This is a genomic window from Methanosarcina mangrovi (genome assembly GCF_052057765.1).
Taxonomy (GTDB): Archaea; Halobacteriota; Methanosarcinia; order Methanosarcinales; family Methanosarcinaceae; genus Methanosarcina.
On sequence record NZ_CP195120.1, the window covers coordinates 4,935,357 to 4,952,172 of the forward strand.

Genomic DNA, 16,816 nt, shown 5'->3' on the forward strand with positions numbered 1-16,816 from the left:
ATTCAGTACTGCATTTGTTCAGGGCTTTCCATTTTATGGAATTCAGTATTATAGTCTATCATTGTGTTCTGAAGGGTCAGTTCTGCAGCGTTTCCGTTTCCGTATGGGTTTTCCCACTCGCAGTCTGATTCGATCATTTTTCTTGCACATTCGATGATTTTTTCCCCGCATCCCGCAATCAAATTAGCACCGACGTCTACCGTTTCCGGCCTTTCGGTATTGTTCCGAAGCGTCACGCAGGGGACTTTAAGGATACAGGCTTCTTCCTGTACACCTCCGCTGTCTGTAAGGATGAGCTTGGCTCCGCTTTCGAGCTGTAAAAATTCCAGGTAACCAAGAGGTTCGATCAATCTTGTGCCTTCTGGCACTTTGAAGCCGAATTCTCCGATCATTTTCACGGTTCTGGGATGGGCTGGAAAGATAATAGGAAGACTGAATTCTTTATATATTTGAGAAAAGCCTTTAAGAATTCCGTTTAGGCGTTCTTTGCTGTCAACATTTTCGGCTCTGTGGGCTGTGGCTGCTAAGTATTCTTTTTCTGTTAATCCGAGTTCTTTGAGAATATCGGCTCTATTTTTGGAGATTTCAAGGTTTTGGTAGGCTGCATCAACAACCGTATTTCCTGTAACAAAGATTTTGTCGTGGGAAATGCCTTCATTTAAAAGGTATTTTCTTGAAGTTTCAGTTGGAGCAAAAAGATAATCGGAAGTGTGGTCTGCAATAATTCTGTTTGTCTCTTCGGGCATTGTCCTGTCGAAGGATCTTAGACCTGCCTCTACATGACCTATTTTGATCTGGAGTTTGGACGCTGCAAGAGTGCCTGCAAGAACAGTATTTGTATCTCCCTGCACAAGAACGATATCCGGCCTGTCTTTTATTAGGATTTCTTCGATCCTGTCAAGCATTTTTGCGGTTTGTTTTCCGTGGAAGCCTGAGCCTACATCAAGATTGTACTTTGCCTGCGGAAGCTTCAGCTCCTCAAAAAAGATTTTGTCCATCTCATAGCTGTAGTGCTGGCCTGTATGCAGTATGTAATATTCTATGCCCTGTTTTTCACATTCTCTAATTATTGGGCTCATTTTTATGATCTCAGGTCTGGTACCAAGAATAATTGCAATCTTCATATTTTTACCGCGTCCTTGCCGGAAGATCTCTTAAATCTTATTAGTTTTTAGCTCTCAAACATTATTAATTTTTAGTTAATGATGCTTTAATATCTATTTAAGTTATTTGGTTCCAGTTTATTACTCACTGGATCCGTTTTTTTCATTAGCATCTTGTAATTTATAGTCTTGTTACAGTTGTACTGGAACAAATTTTTATGACGATTTTTGTAATATTATTCTCTAATAAACCATGAACTCAAAATGTTTTTCAGAATTGTACTGAAAAATTGAGATTTAAAGGGTAAAATTGGATCTATTAATTCTTAGCGAATTATCTATACTTCTAATCGTAAATATTGGAATATTTAGGTGTTTTTTGTGTATTTCAGCCACTTTTGTGGCCTTTTCCTGAATATAAGAGTTTATCTCTTTTTTTCCGTAGATTTTCTTTTTGATAACTTTATCAAAAGAAGTTTGCTATCTCTCTTTTAATCTTTATGACAGTCTAATTACTAACAGCCTACATTTTTCTCTTCGATACTATATATTTTTATTCATGTCTGCATTTTCAGATGAATATTGATATTTATATATTTCTTCATCCTTGAAAATTAGTCGGAGAACAAATGTTTATGACAACATTTTGGTGTTATATGCCTAATTCTTGCTTTTTATCAAGAGATTTAAACTCTAATTCCGATTACACGTTCATTTAAGAGGGACATTAATGGATTCAGACTTGGTGCCGGAAGAGGTTATTGATTTTTTTATTCCTCAGGAATTTTTCACAGAAAAACAGGTTTCTTCCCATAACATAACCGTGATTCTTCCGGCTTATAATGAAGACGTGTCCATTGGAAGCGTTTTCCTGTTTGTGGGGGGAGTATGCTGACAGGGTGACAGCTGTTGATTACTGGCAAGGTGATAGTTGTTGATAACGACAGCTCGAGCAGGCCAGCTGAGACTGCTGCAAGCGCCTGGGCTGAAATGTTTTGTGCCTGCCCTGAATATGGAAAAGGGCATGGCTTTTAAGATTGGCTTTGAGGCAGGTTCATCCTCCACATTTTATGAATGGAATTTTGTATGTTGTTACAACAGGTTGTATTCCCGGATTTTTCCCTCTCCTGTTTTTTGGAAGTGCCCGATGATCAACTTTTTGATAATTCTTATTTTTCTTTCATCCTTTCAATATTTTTCATCCTCGAACTCTACTTAATTTTAGAAACCCTTCCGTTCCTTTCCTGAGAAGCCACTCAAATCCAAATCTATAATTGTAATTCCTCCAGATTTTTTCAATCTGTACCAGAATTATGACTACTATTAAGAGAATAATCAAATTTGATATCGCAGGCAGCAAATTCTCGAAGAACGTTGAAACTGATTTCTGTATTAAAAACAGGCCTAAAAAATGAATATAATAAGCTGTAAAACAGATCTTGCCTATGTTCTCCAATTTATTTGCGGAACTGAAGTAAAAATGCTTATGGTCTACATATACGACAAGTATGGAGAATATAAAAAAGTGAAGGCTGCCTAAGAACAAAAACATCGGGAACTGGCCTCTTGCAGGTAACGACAGGTTTACCTTGAATATCTCGCATATCAATAAACTTATAATTAGAAATGCAGCTGAAAAACTCAACAGGGTTTTGTCGTCTTTCAGTTGTTCGCTCCGATACAATTCATAAGCTACGCGTCCGTACAAAAAATACCCGATCCAGGGGAACAGGGGAAAAACTCCGCTTATCAGGAAAGTAAGGGATTCACTAAAATAATTAACAATTATATACGATATGATAAATGTTGAAATTGTGAGGAGAATTTTTGATTTGAAATTATTGGGCACCACTAACCCCAGAATATATCCCGCCCCGATAATCTGAAATATTCCCCAGTGGAAAATATTTAGCTTATATGTATGGCCTGTTACGGAAGAAAAATAAGAACTGAAAAAGATCCCCACTATTATGTAGGGTATTAATGGGATTATATAAATGAGAAATCCCCTGAAGAATGATTCCAAAAAGGTGTACTTTTTGGACGACTTTTTCATCCTGGACGACAAAAACAAATCGTAACTAAAGCCGGAGATAATTAAAAAAAATGGCCCGGCCAAAATGAATGCCCAGTCGGATATCCAGCCTATGGACTGGGGGATATGACCTTCAATCATTAATAGTAATGCCAATCCTCTGCAAATATCAACGGCATGTAATCTTGAGTTTGACTTGTATTTCGGACCGGATGGATCTAAAACCATTTATTAACCCCGCGTTATTTACGATTTTTATCGCAGATGCTCTTGAGTTATATCTTTGAACCCTTGTCAGTTGTTGTCAGGTTTGTCTTTTATTTATCTGCTGATAAAAGAGAATTGATTTTTCAGGATAATGGCAAGGATTGAAGTATGGTGCCTCCTTGTAGGAAATATTATCCTGCTTAATTAATTTTTAGTGAATTATACTTTCCAGTTATTTAAGTTATTTGATTTGTATTTGGTACTTTCCAGCCTTGCTTTTTCTCCCTCGGGTTTTGTTGATTTAAATCTGACTTCCGTTCTGATAATGAATATTTTTTATAATGATTTTTGAAATGTAATTTTTCTCCAAATATATCATAGGCCCAAAAAGTTTTCCAGAAAAGTTTTCTATAATTGTACTGCAAAAATTCAGCTGACTTAATAAATAAAAGAGGTTTTTGGGTCCGTTTTTCAATGTGTTGGTTTACTTTTTTCCAGCGGACTGTCAGCCAGATTACTTATTCTTAAAAAAGTGCTCAGTTATGAGAAGTTTAATCCTAGAGACACTATATCTCTCAATAAAATGTCCCTTTCTCAGCACTAATATATATTTTTATTCTTATTTTCGCTTTCAGATGAATATTTATACTTATATATTGCTTAACTTTAGATAACAATGCCTGAAACGAACTTATATGAGGACAATTCAGTTATTTGCACGGGAATGTTGCTTTTCCTCCTCATATCTAAAATATAATTCCGATTACGCGTCCATTCATCAATAGGGGTAGATTAAAACGGGTACAGAACTGGTAGCCGAAAATAGTTTTCGATCTCTTATGCCGTGGGAGTTTTTCAAGGAAGGGCATGCTGCTTCCTATAACGTTACCATAATTCTTCCGGCTTACAATGAGGAGGTGTCCATAGGGAGCGTCGTCCTGCTTTCCAGGAAGTATGCTGACAGGGTGATAGTTGTTGACGACGGCAGCTCGGACAGAACAGCTGAGATTGCTGCAAGCGCCGGGGCTGAGGTAGTTGTGCATTCCCTTAATATGGGGAAGGGCATGGCTTTTAAGACCGGGTTTGCGGCTGCCGAAGGTGCGGATATCATAGTTACCATGGACTCGGACGGGCAGCACAACCCTGCGGACATCCCCAGGCTGGTTGCCCCAATTCTCCAGGGTGAAGCTGACATGGTTAATGGAAGTCGTTATCTGACAGGTCACGCTACAGACACGCCTGCGTATCGACGCATAGGCCAGACTATTCTGGACAAAGCCACGGTCATGAACTCCGGGATACAAATTACCGATTCCCAGAGCGGTTTCCGTGCCTTTGCAGCCTCCACGAAAGATCTCTTTCGTTTTAATGCTCAGGGCATGGCAATAGAAAGCGAGATGCTTGCAGACGCAGGAAGAAATGGGTTAAGGGTAAAAGAGGTGCCTATAGGGGTAAGGTACGATGTCGACGGCTCAACCGAACATCCGCTAAGGCACGGCCTGACTGTTTTGTTAAATATTTTTAAGGATATGGAGTTTAATAAGCCTCTGTACTACTTTACCCTGCCCGGCTTCCTTTTCGTGGGTATCGGCTTATACATGGGCCTGGGTTTTCTACGGACTTTTTATCTTGGCGGGAGCCTGAACTTCGGGCCTACGGTCTTGATGATTCTACTAACTCTTGTCGGCACCTTCATGAGTTTTACCGGGATCATGCTTCATTCCATAGCTTGTCTGAGCACGCATCTTAAATGAATTAATCACAAGAGTACTTGAACTGGAGATGGCAGTTTTTTAAAGCCGTTTTTGCAGAAGCAACGGTTGCCAGGCAGGTCAGTGTTGTCTTTGCCGGTTAGAGCTGCATTACCGTTTTTTCCGGAAATTCCCGGGAACGCAGATAAATAAAAATTGAGGTTCGAATATTGGTACCTTCAGGTCAGATTGCTTTTCTCTCTTCCTTAATCCGTTTGAGAAAATTATTTTTCTGCGCTACAAATTAGTCTGCTTGAGCGAAGCATCAAAAGCCACAGCTACATCCTATTTGCTCAGGCTGTTAGCTTCTCTGCCGGAACTGTTCTTCAGCTGTAAAGAAACAGGAAGCCCATCCAGGGGTTCCGTAGGCAAAATTGTAGAGGGCTAGGGGCCGGAAAAACAAAAATTAAGGTTTAATAACTGGCAATTTCCCGGTTAGAGCATTCCTTCTCTTTTTTCCAGTCCCTTCTCAAGGTTTGAGCTTTCCTCTGCTGTTTTTTCCTGCCTCAGCGATTTCTTTTCAATATAAGAATCCCTATCAAAAGTGTTCCCACAAAGCCTATTAGGAAGGAAGCGAACTTTGAAGGATCTTTCCTGACAGTTTCTTCCAGGGATTCTCCTCTTATCTGGGGTTCGAGATCTTCCAGCCCAAAAGAGCTTGAGGAATCAATAATAGGCTGCTCAGTTTCCAGAGTGGAAGGACTCTGACTCTTTGTTGATATGTTGGTGTTTGCTTCCTCTTTTTTGTCTGACTTCTTTGAACTTTTAGCTGCTTGTATGGTCAGTTTTTTCTGAGCTATTCCGGCAAGGCCTTTGCCGTTTTCATAGGCAGCTGCAAAAAGGAGATAGTCTCCGGGGGGGAGGTCGAAGGTCGTCAGGGAAAGCGTGTTCTGGTTTTCTTCTCCTATGCTTATCGTTCCGTTGCCTTCTCCAATCAGGGTCTGGATTTCGGTGGTGAGCTCATCTTTGCTGAGTTTGGACTCGTAGTATGTGGAATTAATGTCGAACTCATTGATTATGTCGATTCCATTAACAAAAACACTGGTCCCGACTACTGTCCCGTTGGAGCTTACATTTATTTCCGCACTGTAAGCATCTTCCCTTATCAGCAGGGCTCCATATGTGAAGCTCCCCTGAGTCGGGGCTTTTTTCAGGTCCAGGTTGACTTCAAGATTTTCACATTCTTTGGGGTTGTTCGAAGAATCTATTTTCAGTTCGTATTCCATAACCTCAAAACAGGTTGCTGAAAGAACCTTTCTCTCAGACCCGGAGTTTCCATTCCCGTCACTCTCAAGCATTATGAGTACGCCGTAACTTCCGGCCGGGAGCGGGCCAAGAGTCAGGGGGGAGGAAAGGTCTCCGTTCCTGTTCAGGATCGTGGTAGCTACCAGTTTTGTAGAGTCCGTACTATTATCGAAGATTTCTTTGAAGCTCACGGAGTTCCCGTCTCTGATATCCTTAAAAGCCTCTTTAAATGAACCTGCATTAAGCCCCTCGATAAGGTAAATATTCGCTTTCTGCTTCCCGAAAGCGGCAGGTCCTTTGAAATCAAGCTTCACTTTCTCTTTTTCAGTATAAAAGGGATGGGTTGAATACGGATATGTAAGTACCAGTCTCGTATCATTCCCGGAAGATGCATTTGATTTCAGCTCAAGGGTAGCTCCCCCGCTGCTAAGGCTGTCTGTCCCGCTGTATGTGAAATTAAGAGGCTGTGGAAGCTGAATTTCCTCTCCTCCGCTGAGAAGGATCCAGCCTCCTTCAGTCAGGCTCTCATTGTGGTCTGCAAAAAAAACGCTGTCATCATTTTTTTCGATAACTACAATCCAGGGCTCTTCCTCGGAAAATGCCGCTGATATTGAAATGAATGAAAGAGCAACCATAAAAACTATTAAGGTTAACCTGAATGTTTTTCTACAAAGCCAATTATGTATTCCTGTTCTTTTTTCCAATTACTATCACCCCTTAGTTGATCTCTTCCCTGCTTAATTTCAGGCAGTTTGTTCTTTTTAAGGGTTTTAGTTGTTAATTTTTTTTAATTAAATTTTATTCAACATTCACATCTTTCCTTAAAAATAAGGGTTCGCTATTTAAGATCTTTTAAAAGGTTTCCCGGACGTTTTAATTGCAAAAATATACTCTTTTTATTCCGGCAACTCCCGTTACTTTAACGCTTTTTAACCCTTGAATAAAGCAGGAGTAATATCACTCCGGTTAAGATCCCTCCAATCCATATGTTCCAGTTTTCCCCTGCTCTTAAACGATCTGTTTCCGTTCCCGCAGGATTTTTGCCCTGATCGGGTTTTTGTTCCGAAGAGGTTTTGATGTCCGAAGACAGGTTTTCTGCCGGCCGGAGGGTAACCTGCCTGGTAACGTCCCCTACCTTTATTTCAAAATTGCCTGGTGGTATCGATTTTGTATTGTATTTATAGCTGAAATTCCCTGAGTCAAGCTCCACTTTCTGGAGGCCCGTAATCTTGAGTCTAACCTCAGAGGCTTTTGATTTCCCATCGATCCTTATCTTATAAGTTCCCGGAGGGACACCCGGTTGGGAAACTGTGGCAGTTCCTTCTTTTGCCTCTGCAGATCTGGTTATCCAGAGTATCATCTTTACTCTCACGTTCAGGTCATCGACGTCTTTCGCCTGCGCAGTAAAACGGTTGTTGAACCCGGCCGGAATTTCCACATCCTCAAGTAGATACTCATATCCGCCGTCCAGTACCTGAACATCTTTTTCAAAGGATACCAGCACGTCTGCGGTCTCTCCCGTGAAATCAGTCCCTCTTATTTCGATTGTATCTCCAACGACCGGGGTATCGGGGATAAGTTCCCAGCTGTTAGCAGTTGCGGTTCCCGGAAGAACAACCAAAGATATAAATACAGAAAGCCAAAACAGGAGTCTAAGCTTTTTTCTATCCCATGGGTTCCGGAGAAAAGTAAAAACTGGTCTTAAGAATGTTATTCCCTCTGAAAGCAAGATTTTGAAGCTCCTTTCCTATATTTTTCTTCTGCATAGTATGTTTAATCTCAAATATATCCAGATAAGTCATCCATATTTATGTGACTTTTCTTTTTAATCCTTGGGTTTTTAGTGCAAATTCTCCCACTTGAGTTTGTTCTCTGTATGAATATGTCTTAGAAAAGTTTATTTATATTTTATTTTGACTTTTTTTCTTAATTTCTGGTAAAAATCTGTATCTGTATCTTGAAAAATTACTATGATCAAGTTTAAAAATTTATATGTTGCCAGTTTAATGAGGAGTGTTCTAGTGAAATATGTCCAAAAAAAGAGAAATCTAATTCAAAATCAGCTTCTTCGATATATTCTTATATTTTTTCCGCTTTTCCAGGCACTTTGAATCCTCCTATTATCTCTTTTACCTGTTTATCCGTTTTCAGTATGTAGAGATAATAGATACAGATAATCAGGCCGGAGATTACAACCAGAAGAACCTGGTTTATTCCTGCGGTTTTGAGAACTACCAGGACTATTCCTGCAGGGATAAAGAGGACCAGGTTTGAGGATACTATTTTCAGGGCTCTTGAGGTCTTTACGCCTGAGTAGTGCATCATTTTCAGGCACAGGTACCCGTATACCACAATGCCTGATATGGAGAAGAGGATAAGGGCCACACGGGCATTTCCCAGCAAGCCTCCGATTGTGAGGGACAGAAAGCGGGTAGTGAGGTTAAAAAAGTTGTAGGTGAAACCGAAATGAAGTTCTTCTACTACCAGGTATATTGTGGTTAAAGGGGACGAGATAAACCATACAAATGCCCAGAGGCTCAGAATCTGGGCATATACTCCTGCTTCTGTCCAGGCGCTCCCGAAAATAACGGTGAAGACATCGCTTCCTACAATTGTGAGAATCAATATAGGGAACATGCCTATAAGCACAAGCATTCGGAATACACTTTCAACAAGATTACTGAGAGTGCCTTCGGATATTGCCCTTGATGCCCTCTGGTAAAATACCTGCGAGATCGAACCGCCAATAAAACTCATGGGTAACTGGAGCAGGCGGAACCCGAGGGAGTAAAAACCAACAACTGCAGGAGTAAAAAAGGCTGAAAGGAGAAAAGCCGGAAGCTGCCAGGAGATTGAGTTCATAAGGGCAGACCAGATATCTATGAGCGGAAGTTTGCGGTGCCGTATTGCGCCTTCATATATTTTTTTCCAGCCCAGGCTTTTTGTTATCAGGCGCCTGTCATCTCTCCAGATCTGTCCTCCAAGCATGAATGTCGCTACAGACTGGCCTGCAAGGCTTCCGCCGATTAAGCCGGCTGCAGTCGGGGGTCTTTCTACAATCCCAAGGGTAATCTGGGTTGCAGTCGTCGAGACCGAACTGGAAATCCTTGAGAAGGATAGCCTTTTGAAGAGTTTTGTTCTTGAGTTCCACTGATTGAGTGCGAGAAAAAGTCCGTTTACAAACACGAACGGGGGCACAAGCCAGAGATAATCTTCAATCTGAGGGGCATTTAGCAGATCAACTATCTGGACGTGGAAGTACCAGATAAATGGCACGGTTAAGCCGGTAACGGCAAGGACTGCGAGGAAACTCAGGCCTAAAAGGTTTACTGCTTCATCTTCTGATTCCGGCAGCATTATGGAATAATCGTACCTGAGGCATGCAATAATGCTTATGACGCTCGTTATGGAGATATAGAGAGCCCATACTCCAAAATCCTCCGGTCCGTAAATGCGGGTCAGAACAGGAGCTGCCAGAATCGTAAGGACCTGAGCAAAGGTCGTTCCGCCTGCAAGTGTCAGGACATCCGATACAAAACTTGCCCTCTTTTCGTTTTTCGTTGATTTCTCTGCCTCTTTTTCTGTCTTTTTATCCATAGCCAGTACCCTGAAAAGGTCGCTTTTTCAGGCCAGGCAGCTGGAAGCTTTAAAATACCTGGGGTGAGCCGTTTAAAATCCTGCGGTTATATTTGCTCTTTTAAGAACTTTAATTCTCAGACTTTCAGCACTCCGACCCTATACTTACTTTTTATCCTGCTTCTTTTTTTCCCTTCCCTTTTTCCTATAACCAGATTCTCCCTTATAAACTCATCCGACTCGACAGAACTCTTCGCCCAGTAGTGACAGCCTGCATCCAGAAAACACATAAAAAATGGATTTTCAGACATAATTCCAGCTTTAAGCTACTCTCAATCTTTATCCGATTAGAATCTCCGGAAAATTATATGTTTTCTTGCTCACTGGAGTTTATAACTTCCAAATCCTGCGGATAAAAGAATTATTGAACTTTTAACAGAAAGTCACTGTTAACTTTTTAACAGCATGGATTTTCGGGATCAACACCAATCCGGTTAACCCGCCTGGGGCAGCTGTACATATGGTAAAAAAGCTCTCTTTTAGCTGCCTATTGATGTTGTTTTATTCCTGTAAACAGAGATTAATTCGGTCATTTAACTTCTTCTTGCTTTTTTAACTTATTCTCACTTTTGGATCCCCGGTTCAACCTGGCTGGTCCACCAGTTATAGATTTCCTCTCCGCTGGTAATCCAGGCATCTTTCCCGGCACAGTACTCAAGGACTTTTTCGTAGTATTTAAGGTTCTCTCCCTCGATGCACGTATTATTATGCCAGAGGATAGTAATCACGCCGTTATACCTTTCAACAGTATTGATAAGGTGCTTCGTACATTCCCAAGCTTTTTTGACATCAAGGCGCATATAGTCTCTAAAAAACGAACGGTCCATAATCACCAGCGGGATTTCCAAAATATCGATTTGACGTCCTTCATTCAAATTAAAAGGCCTGAATGGATGACACATCCCGTTTCTGAAGCCTGCACAGTCCGGATACCCCAGTGTGGTGTCGTACTTGAACCCCACTTTGCTCAACAATTCCCAGGTAACCGGGACGCTAAACCTTAGAAAGTGATTTCTGTACCCTATAATTCTTTTGCCCAGGGCTTCTTCAAGCCGACTTTTTTTTTCTTTGAGGTCTTCAAGGCTGTTGTAAGATTCGTGTCCGCCATGCAGGCCTACTTCCCACCCGCTATCGGATATGAAGCCCAGTTCCGATTCAATGTCTTTAATGTTATAATTAAAGTCCGTTTCTCCAGGGTTCAGGGCAAGGAAATAGAAACTGGATTTTGCGTCATATTTGGCTTCCAGCTTTACTATCTCCCTGAAGTTCCAGCATGGATTCCATTTCCTGTTAACTCTGCAGAAAGGAGTTTTCATTGCTTCGGTCAGGTTCCCTTGAGCAAGGGCTTTAAGAGACCCGATTAGCGGATATAGTTTTTCCGGGTGAATCGCGTCAATGTCGTGTGTAAGACAGACCGCGAATTTTTTTCCGTCAGGATACTGCGGTTTCAGCCCGTTTTCTATCAGAAATTTGGAAACTCTCGGCTCGAAAATATTTCTATGGCCGCTCATGTAGTAAGGAAACCTCTCATACCTGTCGCGAAAGGCCAGACCGTACTCTTCCTTTCTGGTGTAGAGAGCCCAGAGTTCCTCGTTTTCTTTCAGTTTCTCAAACATGATTCTCGCCCTATTTTCCCAGATCTAAAAGACAAATTCGTCTTAAAAAGGGGAATTTTCCCCTTCATATTATCTCATGTGAGTTTTTGTCTCCCCTCCCAATCCCCTTATATACAAACCCCTTTCCGATAAACTCATCCGGGTCAATTACATTTCTCCCGTCAATAATTACCGGGTTCTTTTTCCCGCTTATTTTTTTCACCCAATCGGCCTTCACATCATGGTACGCACTGTGCCCTGCAAGCACGATTACAGCATCCGCACCTTTTACAACCTCTTCCAGGTTCTCCGAAATCTCGACGCCCGGATAGTTGACAACATACGGGTCGTGCACCATAACACTGGCTCCGGCTTTCAGGCAGAGGTCCTTGTACGGTTCTGACGGCGTGTTCCTTGCATCGTCCGAGTCTTTGATAAATGCCCAGCCGAGCATTGCAACCTTTGAACCCTTCACCTCTTTCCCAAGCCTCTCAAGGGCTGCAACAGTCAGGTTGTACATGTGTGCAGGCATGAAGTCGTTGACCTTTCTGGCAAGCACGTAGATCGAATCCGCCCCTTCGGGATAGTCCAGCTGTCCTTTTCCGATCTTGACTCCTCTTTCCAGGTGGTACGTATCCTTGGTCAGGCAGTGGCCTCCAACCCCTGCCCCCGGCCAGAGGACAGCTCTTGTTATACCCTCGCCTTTTAAGCTGTCAACCCCGGTCCTGACATCATAGACATTTATGCCCATGGCTTCACAGTAAAGGGCAAGCTGGTTGATTGCCGCAATCTGAAGGTCACGGAAAGTGTTCTCCGCAGTTTTTGTAACCTCAGCCGCAGTCGCACTCATCGGAATAACTTTTCCGACCGTGAGCACGGGGGAATACAGTTCAACTGCTCTTTTTGTGCTTGCCTCATTAATTCCACCTACGATCCTGTCATGTTCCCTGATATTTTTCAGGAGCCTGCCTACCATTACCCTTTCAGGGGCATGGGCAAGGGCAAAATCTTCCCCTGCTTTCAGACCGGATTCTTCCTCAAGGATCTGCTTTGCCATCCCTTCGGTTGTCCCTGGAGTGATTGTGGATTCGAGGACTACAAGCATCCCGGGTCTCAGGTACTTTCCTGCGTTTCTGATCCCCTCTATGAGCGCACTGAAATCTGGCTCCAGGTCCTTGGGATTTGCAAAGGGCGTCTGAATTGCAAGTGTAACCGCATCAAGTTCGGAAATCCTTGAGAAATCGGGGGTACACTCGAACTTGCCTGCTTTGACAACCTTTCCAATGAGGTCTTCAAGGCCTGGCTCTTCCCCTTTGAGCGGGCTTTCTCCCCGGTTGAGCATATCAATCTTATAGCCTGAGCTTTTTGAGTTGCGCTGGAAGCCCAGTACTTTGTCAAAACAGGGAGCATCTGCGAACAGGACGGCTGCGGGGATTCCTACATACCCCATGCCAAGTACTCCTATTTTTTTGATAGGGCCGCGTTCCTTTAGAAGTTTTTCCAATTTGCTCATGCTTATCACTTTCCAGTCTTGTTTTTAAGGTCTTATTCTATTTCTCTCTGATTTTCAGGTTTTTATTTCCGTCCCCGCTATGTCTCTGGTTTACTGCCCTACTTCGATTAGTCTCTCTTCTTCGTAGGACTTGATGGCTGCCATTGCTACTTCAAGGGCATGTTTCCCATCTTCGCCACAGGGGTTAGGTTGTCTTCCTGTCTTAATGCAGTCTATAAAGTAAACGAGCTCATTTTTCAGGGGTTCGCTTGGCTCAACCTTGGCTTTTCTTATCCAGCCGTTGTCGTGAAGCTCGACTGTCTGGTCGATGTAGTCCAGATAGGCTACACCCTTGATTCCGATTGCAGTCAGCTGTCTTACTTTATGCGGGGTCAGCCAGTTTGTTTCTACAACACCTGCAAAATTATGGTCCATGCGCAGGATAATTGAGGCATGGTCTTCAAAAGAGTGGATGTCTGCACCGGCAATGGCGTAAACACCATTTATCTTCTTGCCGTAAAGGTGTGAAATGACATCTATGTCGTGAACCCCGATATCCAGAATCACTCCAACATCTCTTATCCTTGGGTTGTAGGGGCCGACTCTTCGGGTAGAGATGGATACTATCTTGCCAAGGATGCCCGAATCTATGATTTCTTTAAGTCTTATGACTGCAGGATTGAAACGTTCGATATGCCCTACCATGAGCACTTTCCCTGTTTTCTTTGCGGCTTTAATCATGAGGTCCGCATTTTCAACCGTGTCGGCAACTGGTTTTTCTACAAGGACATGTAGCCCCGCGTCCAGGGCATCAAGCACTACCTGCTTATGCAGTTTTGTGGGCACAACAACACTTACCGCATCAAGGCCTTCTTCAAACATCTTTTTATAATCTGTAAAGGCTTTTGTTTTAAACTGAGCAGCCATGGCTTCGACCCTGTTCCGGTCTACATCCGATATCCCGGCAAGTTCCACGCCTTCCATTTCGCTGTATATTCGGACGTGATTCTGACCCATGGCGCCTGTGCCTATTACTCCTACTCTTATCAAGGTTTCACTTCCTGTTTTAGGGATGAGGTTATGCCCTGAAATTATTCAATTATTGGTATAAAATTCTCTGGTCGCTCGAACTATTTTCTGCACATCTTCTTCGGATATAGCCGGATGTACCGGGAGGGAAAGCACCTCCTCTGCTGCTTTCTCCGAGACGGGCAAGGAATCCCTGTACCCGAGTTCCACATAATAGGGCTGTTTGTGGATGGGTATCGGGTAATGTATTCCGGTTCCTATTTCTTTTTCCTTCAGGAAAGCTGCCAGTTCGTCTCTCTTTTCAGTTCTGATCGTGTACTGGTGGAAAACGTGGGTACAGCCGGGTTTTGTTACTGCGGGTACAACCCCGGAGATGCCTTTGAGTCCGGCTGAAAGCATGGCTGCGTTTTTTTGCCTGGCAGCATTAAACCCGTCCAGTTTTTCGAGCTGAACAAGCCCGATTGCAGCTGCAATATCTGTCATGCGCAGGTTAAAGCCCAGCATTTCATGCAGGTAGCGAACTTTTGAGCCATGAGCCCGGATCATCCTTGATTTTTCTGCGACTTCCTTTTCATTTGTTGTAATTATCCCGCCTTCGCTTGTTGTCATGTTTTTGGTCGGGTAGAAGCTGAATGTTCCGGTCCCGAAACTGCCAACTTTTTTCCCGAGGCATTCCGCTCCGTGGGCCTGGCAGGCATCTTCAATCACGACAAGCCCGCGGTCTTCAGCGATTTCCATTATAGCTTTCATATCTGCCGGGTGCCCGTAAAGGTGGACGGGCATAATGGCTTTCGTTTTTGAAGTAATCTGTTCCTGGATCTTTTCAGGGTCTATATTATATGTATCCGGTTCAATGTCTGCAAAAACAGGCTTTGCCCCGGTGTAAAGGATGCTGTTTGCGGTGGCAATAAAGGTGAAGGGACTTGTAATTACTTCGTCTTCTTTTCCAATGTCGTGGGCGAGAAGCGCGATATGAAGGGCTGCAGTGCCGGAGTTTACAGCAGCTGCATACTCGCAGCCGGTGTATTCAGAAAAAGCGAGCTCGAATTCTTCCACTTTTGGTCCCTGTGCAATCATGCCCGAATTCAGGACCTTCGTTACTGCATCAATCTCTTCCTTGCCCAGCAGGGGCTTGGCGATTGGGATCATTTATAGAACCTCTTATAATAAGCTCAATAAAACTTTATCTTACTTAACTTTGGTTTTTTTGCTAGGTTTATATCCGGTTTAGCTCTTTAAGATCTTCAGGTAGCTCCTGTATTCTGGCAGGTGTACCGATCGCCAGCTTCCACGGAGGCACATCTTTTGTCACAAGGGCTCCTCCGGCAACCATTGCCCCTTCCCCTATTTCCACTCCCGGAAGCAGGGTTGCGTTAGCGCCTATGGATGCACCTTTTCTCAAAATCGGACCTTTAAGTTCGTATTTTTTACGTATGGGATATTTATCGTTGGCAAGAACAGCACATGGTCCAATAAATACATTGTCTTCGATAATCACATTTGTTGGAATGTATACGTTTCCCTGGATGCTGACATTATTTCCTATCTTCACGCTTCCGTCTATGATAACGTTCGTTCCGATAAGTACGTTGTCTCCTATTTGTGTGTTTTCCCTGATCATCACGTTATGCCCGGTTTTGAAGTTCTTTCCGGTCTTTACGTTGGAAAATATTGTCGATCCTGCTCTTATTATTGAGTCCGGACCTATACTGCAGCCCGGAAAATCAAAGTCCTCTATCTCCTTATCCTGTCTAAGGATCTCCATGAGGACTCTGTGTTCTGGATATCCCAGTACTACATTCTCCAGAATTACCGTACCCTTTCCGATTATCGAGGTGCCGTAAACTTTTGAAGAACTGTGGATTTTGAATTCTTTTGAGTTCATATTCTTCCCCCGTTTTTCCAATGTCCTTATAACTTATTCGGAGTGCTTCGAATAGAATCAGAGCGACATAGTAATTATTTTTGAATCTATTTGGTCTTTCCTGTTCGTGGGTGACCTGGCTAATTTATTGTTCCAGACTGATCACGTATGTGATTATGTTTTCTCATTTTTCCCTTTATTCACTCCCTGTAAATCCCTAACTGTTTTAATTTCTTAGATGAATATATTTTATAATTATTTAAGTGATTTGGTTATTTACCTATCTCTTCGGTTCTCTGGGCCGGGACTTCCAGAATTTTCGTTATCTATTGCCTTTTTTTCCGTTTCTCTTTTTGGGGATATAGCTTGAATTCTGGAGCTTAAAAGGAGGAGAATTTTTATATTAGATTGCACATCTGTTTGTCTTATACGTGAATCAACTAGAGGAGTTCTGAATACGCTTACAAGTTTAATTTCTTCAACTTCTGCTTCTTCGGGTGAACTCTCAATGATGATAACACCCGGGGTTCCTGAAGGTGCAGTAGTGACCGCAGCTGCTTTGCTTTTATTGTTACTTCTCAGAGACTTTCTTCCTCTATCAAAGCATTGGGGAGAATCCGTGAAGACTTCTCTCAATATGGGAATTATTCCACTTCTATTTTCTTTCGGTGCAGTTATTCTTTACAAGCTTGTAGATCTCTTTTAAGTTCTGGGGGCTTCTCCAGTCTTGAATAAACGCATCGAGAAAAAACCTCTTTTTTAAACATTTTCGTGAAATTAAATCCTTTTTCTCTATTTCCCGAGTTTCGCTTCGCTCAAGAGGACTAATTTAACAATTACCAATTGCTCTACGCGGGAG

General features: G+C 42.6%; 16 protein-coding genes. 4 read left to right on the forward strand and 12 right to left on the reverse strand.

The features are described 5' to 3' along the window. Positions 1 to 2 precede the first annotated feature (2 nt). The gene (gene wecB, locus ACSAZL_RS21740; protein ID WP_440946621.1) at positions 3 to 1,124 is read right to left on the reverse strand and encodes a non-hydrolyzing UDP-N-acetylglucosamine 2-epimerase; all 1,122 of its coding nucleotides are present in this window, start codon (positions 1,122 to 1,124) and stop codon (positions 3 to 5) included. A 709-nt stretch (positions 1,125 to 1,833) separates the two neighbouring features. On the opposite strand from wecB, the gene ACSAZL_RS21745 reads away from it, so the two are divergent. Continuing rightward, entirely contained in the window at positions 1,834 to 1,998 is a 165-nt protein-coding gene (locus ACSAZL_RS21745; protein ID WP_440946622.1) for a hypothetical protein, read from the forward strand. A 14-nt stretch (positions 1,999 to 2,012) separates the two neighbouring features. Continuing rightward, on the forward strand, positions 2,013 to 2,138 hold the full coding sequence (locus ACSAZL_RS21750; RefSeq protein WP_440946623.1) for a hypothetical protein: 126 nt from the start codon (positions 2,013 to 2,015) through the stop codon (positions 2,136 to 2,138). Positions 2,139 to 2,301: 163 nt separating this feature from the next. On the opposite strand, the gene opgC is transcribed toward ACSAZL_RS21750, so the two are convergent. Beyond that, the gene (gene opgC / locus ACSAZL_RS21755; protein ID WP_440946624.1) at positions 2,302 to 3,366 is read right to left on the reverse strand and encodes an OpgC domain-containing protein; all 1,065 of its coding nucleotides are present in this window, start codon (positions 3,364 to 3,366) and stop codon (positions 2,302 to 2,304) included. Positions 3,367 to 4,184: 818 nt separating this feature from the next. Between opgC and ACSAZL_RS21760 the strand changes: the two genes are divergently transcribed. Together ACSAZL_RS21760 and ACSAZL_RS21765 are read left to right on the forward strand one after the other, a co-directional pair. Next, positions 4,185 to 5,099, forward strand: a complete 915-nt coding sequence (locus ACSAZL_RS21760; RefSeq protein ID WP_440946625.1) for a glycosyltransferase family 2 protein — start codon at positions 4,185 to 4,187, stop codon at positions 5,097 to 5,099. A gap of 250 nt (positions 5,100 to 5,349) precedes the next feature. Then, a complete protein-coding gene (locus ACSAZL_RS21765) occupies positions 5,350 to 5,484 on the forward strand; it encodes a hypothetical protein (protein ID WP_440946626.1) in 135 nt (44 codons plus the stop codon). Between the two features lie 118 nt (positions 5,485 to 5,602). Here the strand turns inward: ACSAZL_RS21765 and ACSAZL_RS21770 are convergent, their stop codons facing one another. The 10 genes from ACSAZL_RS21770 to ACSAZL_RS21815 all read right to left on the reverse strand — a co-directional run bounded on the left by ACSAZL_RS21770 (position 5,603) and on the right by ACSAZL_RS21815 (position 16,593). Beyond that, positions 5,603 to 6,976 carry a TIGR04279 domain-containing protein gene (locus tag ACSAZL_RS21770; RefSeq protein WP_440946627.1) on the reverse strand — a complete coding sequence of 458 codons (1,374 nt, stop codon included), beginning with the start codon at positions 6,974 to 6,976 and terminating at the stop codon, positions 5,603 to 5,605. Between the two features lie 284 nt (positions 6,977 to 7,260). Further along, positions 7,261 to 7,962 carry a hypothetical protein gene (locus ACSAZL_RS21775; RefSeq protein WP_440946628.1) on the reverse strand — a complete coding sequence of 234 codons (702 nt, stop codon included), beginning with the start codon at positions 7,960 to 7,962 and terminating at the stop codon, positions 7,261 to 7,263. Between the two features lie 458 nt (positions 7,963 to 8,420). Beyond that, a complete protein-coding gene (locus tag ACSAZL_RS21780; protein WP_440946629.1) occupies positions 8,421 to 9,938 on the reverse strand; it encodes a lipopolysaccharide biosynthesis protein in 1,518 nt (505 codons plus the stop codon). 116 nt (positions 9,939 to 10,054) lie between these two features. Next, entirely contained in the window at positions 10,055 to 10,207 is a 153-nt protein-coding gene (locus ACSAZL_RS21785) for a hypothetical protein (RefSeq protein WP_440946630.1), read from the reverse strand. Positions 10,208 to 10,540: 333 nt separating this feature from the next. Continuing rightward, positions 10,541 to 11,593, reverse strand: coding sequence for a polysaccharide deacetylase family protein (locus tag ACSAZL_RS21790; RefSeq protein ID WP_440946631.1), 1,053 nt, complete (start codon positions 11,591 to 11,593; stop codon positions 10,541 to 10,543). Positions 11,594 to 11,657: 64 nt separating this feature from the next. Continuing rightward, positions 11,658 to 13,085: a nucleotide sugar dehydrogenase gene (locus tag ACSAZL_RS21795; RefSeq protein WP_440946632.1), complete on the reverse strand. Its 1,428-nt coding sequence runs from the start codon at positions 13,083 to 13,085 to the stop codon at positions 11,658 to 11,660. Between the two features lie 90 nt (positions 13,086 to 13,175). Further along, positions 13,176 to 14,114 carry a UDP-N-acetylglucosamine 3-dehydrogenase gene (locus ACSAZL_RS21800; RefSeq protein WP_440946633.1) on the reverse strand — a complete coding sequence of 313 codons (939 nt, stop codon included), beginning with the start codon at positions 14,112 to 14,114 and terminating at the stop codon, positions 13,176 to 13,178. 45 nt (positions 14,115 to 14,159) lie between these two features. Then, entirely contained in the window at positions 14,160 to 15,242 is a 1,083-nt protein-coding gene (locus ACSAZL_RS21805; RefSeq protein WP_440946634.1) for a DegT/DnrJ/EryC1/StrS family aminotransferase, read from the reverse strand. A gap of 67 nt (positions 15,243 to 15,309) precedes the next feature. Next, positions 15,310 to 15,978 carry a DapH/DapD/GlmU-related protein gene (locus ACSAZL_RS21810; RefSeq protein WP_440946635.1) on the reverse strand — a complete coding sequence of 223 codons (669 nt, stop codon included), beginning with the start codon at positions 15,976 to 15,978 and terminating at the stop codon, positions 15,310 to 15,312. 255 nt (positions 15,979 to 16,233) lie between these two features. Then, positions 16,234 to 16,593 carry a hypothetical protein gene (locus tag ACSAZL_RS21815; protein WP_440946636.1) on the reverse strand — a complete coding sequence of 120 codons (360 nt, stop codon included), beginning with the start codon at positions 16,591 to 16,593 and terminating at the stop codon, positions 16,234 to 16,236. Between the last annotated feature and the right edge of the window lie 223 nt (positions 16,594 to 16,816).

Bases quoted from the DNA above. Each gene is read 5' to 3' on its own strand.
- wecB (WP_440946621.1), bottom strand. From the start codon at position 1,124: ATGAAGATTGCAATTATTCTTGGTACCAGACCTGAGATCATAAAAATG.
- ACSAZL_RS21745 (WP_440946622.1), top strand. From the start codon at position 1,834: ATGGATTCAGACTTGGTGCCGGAAGAGGTTATTGATTTTTTTATTCCT.
- opgC (WP_440946624.1), bottom strand. From the start codon at position 3,366: ATGGTTTTAGATCCATCCGGTCCGAAATACAAGTCAAACTCAAGATTA.
- ACSAZL_RS21760 (WP_440946625.1), top strand. From the start codon at position 4,185: ATGCCGTGGGAGTTTTTCAAGGAAGGGCATGCTGCTTCCTATAACGTT.
- ACSAZL_RS21770 (WP_440946627.1), bottom strand. From the start codon at position 6,976: ATGGTTGCTCTTTCATTCATTTCAATATCAGCGGCATTTTCCGAGGAA.
- ACSAZL_RS21780 (WP_440946629.1), bottom strand. From the start codon at position 9,938: ATGGATAAAAAGACAGAAAAAGAGGCAGAGAAATCAACGAAAAACGAA.
- ACSAZL_RS21785 (WP_440946630.1), bottom strand. From the start codon at position 10,207: ATGTGTTTTCTGGATGCAGGCTGTCACTACTGGGCGAAGAGTTCTGTC.
- ACSAZL_RS21790 (WP_440946631.1), bottom strand. From the start codon at position 11,593: ATGTTTGAGAAACTGAAAGAAAACGAGGAACTCTGGGCTCTCTACACC.
- ACSAZL_RS21795 (WP_440946632.1), bottom strand. From the start codon at position 13,085: ATGAGCAAATTGGAAAAACTTCTAAAGGAACGCGGCCCTATCAAAAAA.
- ACSAZL_RS21805 (WP_440946634.1), bottom strand. From the start codon at position 15,242: ATGATCCCAATCGCCAAGCCCCTGCTGGGCAAGGAAGAGATTGATGCA.
- ACSAZL_RS21810 (WP_440946635.1), bottom strand. From the start codon at position 15,978: ATGAACTCAAAAGAATTCAAAATCCACAGTTCTTCAAAAGTTTACGGC.